The organism is Myxococcus sp. AM011, from assembly GCF_013372595.1.
Taxonomy (GTDB): Bacteria; Myxococcota; Myxococcia; order Myxococcales; family Myxococcaceae; genus Myxococcus; species Myxococcus eversor.
Genome location: NZ_JABXEM010000481.1, coordinates 1 through 3,324, shown reverse-complemented (window position 1 = coordinate 3,324; position 3,324 = coordinate 1). Strand labels below are relative to the sequence as shown.

The following is a 3,324-nucleotide window of genomic DNA, read 5'->3' as shown; positions in this document are numbered from 1 at the left end:
CCCATCAAGTGCGTGGCAGGCGCCTGGGCCTGTGGGCTGTCTTGAGCCTCAACACCACAATGCCTTGGGTTGCCCTCGTGCTGGGGCCAACCTCGCACATGCCGTTGGCAAGCCCAGGTGCTCCAGAATCGCCCGCACCCGGGGGCCCCCTTCACGTACGCCAAGCCCCGCCGCCTCCCTCCATATCTCACGCAGAGAGCGTGACGCCGGGCCCCACGAAGGGCGCCGGGCCCCACGGGCCGAGCATGCCCTTGCCGCCTGTGCAGCAGAGCACTCCACCCCGTGCAGCGGGCTGCACACCCGGCGGGGGCACGGGGCGGCGGCCGGGCCCATCTCCTCGGAAGGAGGGGGGCTTCCCGGCTGGCCCTGTTGGTGCATTGCTGACACTTCATGTGCCGGGAACGCGCCGCCCCCCCTTTTGACGGCCTTCGCGCCGCCCAGCCCAGCGAGCACACCCGCTGGCTGGCGGAGCCCGATGAGCCCGCGCTGCGCGAGCTGCTCCACGCGCGCTACGCCGGGAGCTACTCCTATCGCTTCCTCCATGAGCCTGGAGGGGCCTCGCGGCTCTGGCGGGCCGGCGCGCTGCTCAGCCTGGGGGAGTTCGACGCCCAGGGCACGCTCCTCTGGCACACGGGGCTGTGGTGCAAGCCGGGGCGGGACTCCCTGGACTCGGGGCTCTCCCTGGCCCTGCCCAGCCGGCGCACCGCCATGGATCGCTCCGAGCACCAGCGGCTGTGGAGCCACCTCCTGGCGCTGCTCAAGGCGCACGTGGGCTTCATGCACCAGCAGACGTCCACGCTGCACCTCATGGCGCAGCGCTACGCGTCGCGCCTCATGCGGGCCGTGCCGGTGGGCCTCATCGTCGACTACACCGAGGGGGAGAGGCTGGTGGGAGTGGAGGGCTCGGGCCTGCCGATGCAGGCGCTGGCGATGACGACGGTGCTCGCGCCGCTGCCTCCGCGTCGGCGCTTCCTGCCCGCGGGGCCGTGGGGGGAGTGGCTCGCGTCCATCCTCGCCGCCTCGGGCCTGCCGGGGACGGTGGAGCTGACGCCGCTGGAGCGCCGCCCTCGCGCTGGGAGCCTCGTGCCGCGCCCGCTCGAATGGAACGAGTCCCTGCGGCTCGAACGGCGGGAGCTGGTGGGGCCCGCCGGGGAAGGGCAGGGGGCCACGGCGCTCCCGTCCTCGCGGGCGCGCGTGGACTTGGTCCACCTGTCCATGGGCGAGCCCCAGCGGGTGGCCGAGGCCACGCCCGTGCTCCTCGCGGCGGGCTACCTGCCGACGGGCCTCCGCCCGCGCCTGGACGCGCCCGACGACATCGTCTTCCAGCACCTGCCGGCGCCGGAGCGGGCGCGCGAGGCGGTGGGGCGGGCGCGGCTGGACGGCGAGGCGGCCCGGGCCCTGTGGAGCGGATGGGTGGAGCGATGCGCGCGAACTTCGTAGACACGCTCCTCGCGCGGCTGGACGGCGAGGTGGCCACCATCTGGGCCACGGTGCTGCTGCGCATCGACGCGCGGCCCGACGTGGCGCGGCTGCGCAAAGCCTTGCGCGCCCTGGTGCGCGAGAGCGAGCGCCTCAACGTGGCCTGGGACGACGCGCGCGGTGCGTGGGTGCCCGCGCCGCGCACGGACGAGGCGGTGGACGCGGCCCTGCTGGAAGGCGCCGAGCCGCTGGACGAGCCCGAGGCGGTGACGCGGGTCATCAACACCCGGGTGGACCTCGCGAGGGACGTGCCGCTGCGGCTGCACGTCCACCCCCTGGCCGATGGCGCGCCGGGCCCGTGGCTGCTCGCCATCCAGCTCCACCACGCGATTGGGGATGCCAAGGCGCTCGCCCACCTGCTGGAGCGGCTCTGGCTGCACTGCGCGGGGCGCGCGTCGGAGTCGCCCCCGCTGGGCCCCTCGACGCTGACGGATGGCAAGGTGCTGCTCGCGGCGCTGCGCGGGCCGGGCCGGGTGCTGGGCCTCGCGAGCCCCCGCCGCCGGCTCCTCGCGCAGCGGGGCCTGGGCCTGCGCCGCAGTGGAGACACCGCGGGCCGCTCGTTGATGGCGACGGCGCGCCTGACACTCCCGCCTGGCCGCACGGACGTCCAGGCCTCGGAGGTCTTCTTCGCCGCGCTGCTGGCGGGCGTCGCGCTGCGCGAGCCCACGAAGGACGGGCTCATCCGCCTGCGGGTGCCGGTGGACCTGCGGCGCATGCTGGGGCTGGGGCGGATGCTGGGCAACGGCTGCTCGACGGTGCCGCTGGAGTTTCCCCTGCGGGAGGTCCGCGCCCGGCTGGAGGACGCGCCCGCCCTGGCGGCGCTGGTGCGCGAGGCGCTGCGGCGCGTGCTCGATGAGGGCGTGCACTGGACGACGGCGCTGGAGTGCATGGCGGTGGCGCGGCTCGCCCCGGGGCCCGTGCTGCGGCGCAACGCGCGCCCCGGGCTGGTGGCCGAGCCCCGCACCAACACGCTGGTGGCGACCTACCTGGGGCGGCTCGACAAGCACTTCGTGGACGCGCCCTTCCGCATCCACTCCCTGCGCAGCCACACGGCCACCTGGGGCGCGACGGGCCTGGGCTTTGGCGACACGCTCACCATCAACACGGCGACGTTCGAGGGACTGTGGACCCGGGGCGAACTGCGCGACTTCACCGAGCAGCTCGCGGGCTGGGCGTCCTCGGGCTTCGGACTTCCGGCGGAGGTGGTTGGCTCATGAAGGGGCTTCGCGACGCGCCCGTGCTCTACCTGGGCTTCATCTCGCTGCACCTGCTGCTGGGGCACTTGGGCGCAAGCCTCGTCTACCGCCTGCGCTTCGGCCGCAGCCCGCTGGCCTACCGGAGCACCGGGGCCGACTCCGCCCACACGCGCCTCACGCGGCGCATCAGCGGCGCCTCGCTGGTGTGGGCTGGCTCCGTGGTGGCGGCGGCGCTCTGGCCGCGCTGGTCCGAGCTGCCCTGGGGCCGGCCCCTGCTGGCCCTTCCGCCGGAGGTGGGCTGGGCGCTGGGCGTGCTCGGGCTGGTGGGCATGCTGGCGGCGCAGTACGGCATGGGCGCGACGTTCCGCATCGGCGTGGACGCGGGGGAGGCCCCGCCCGTGCTGCACGAGCGAGGACTCCACCGCTCCTCGCGCAATCCCATCTACGTCTTCTCCTACCTGTACCTCGTGGGCGCCTCGCTCTGGGCTCCGTCGCTGGTGACGCTCGGGGCGTGCGCGGTGCTGGGGGGGCTGTTCCACGGGCTGGTGCTCCAGGAGGAGCGCTACCTCTCCGCCCGCCTCGGCGAGGCCTACGCGCGCTACCGCCAGCGCGTCCCCCGCTACTTCTAAAGGCCCCATGCAGCCCGCCC

Annotated in this window: 3 protein-coding genes; all 3 read left to right on the top strand. The window is 74.8% G+C overall.

The window, feature by feature from the left end:
* Positions 1–390 precede the first annotated feature (390 nt).
* The 3 genes from HUW62_RS46400 to HUW62_RS46390 are packed head-to-tail and all read left to right on the top strand — an operon-like array spanning position 391 to position 3,304.
* Complete coding sequence (locus tag HUW62_RS46400; RefSeq protein WP_176438097.1) at positions 391–1,440, top strand: hypothetical protein; 1,050 nt, start codon at positions 391–393, stop codon at positions 1,438–1,440.
* Entirely contained in the window at positions 1,422–2,696 is a 1,275-nt protein-coding gene (locus tag HUW62_RS49775) for a hypothetical protein (RefSeq protein WP_176438096.1), read from the top strand. Before HUW62_RS46400 ends, HUW62_RS49775 begins: the two co-directional genes overlap by 19 nt.
* Positions 2,693–3,304, top strand: a complete 612-nt coding sequence (locus tag HUW62_RS46390) for an isoprenylcysteine carboxylmethyltransferase family protein (protein WP_176438095.1) — start codon at positions 2,693–2,695, stop codon at positions 3,302–3,304. Before HUW62_RS49775 ends, HUW62_RS46390 begins: the two co-directional genes overlap by 4 nt.
* The last annotated feature ends 20 nt before the right edge of the window (positions 3,305–3,324 follow it).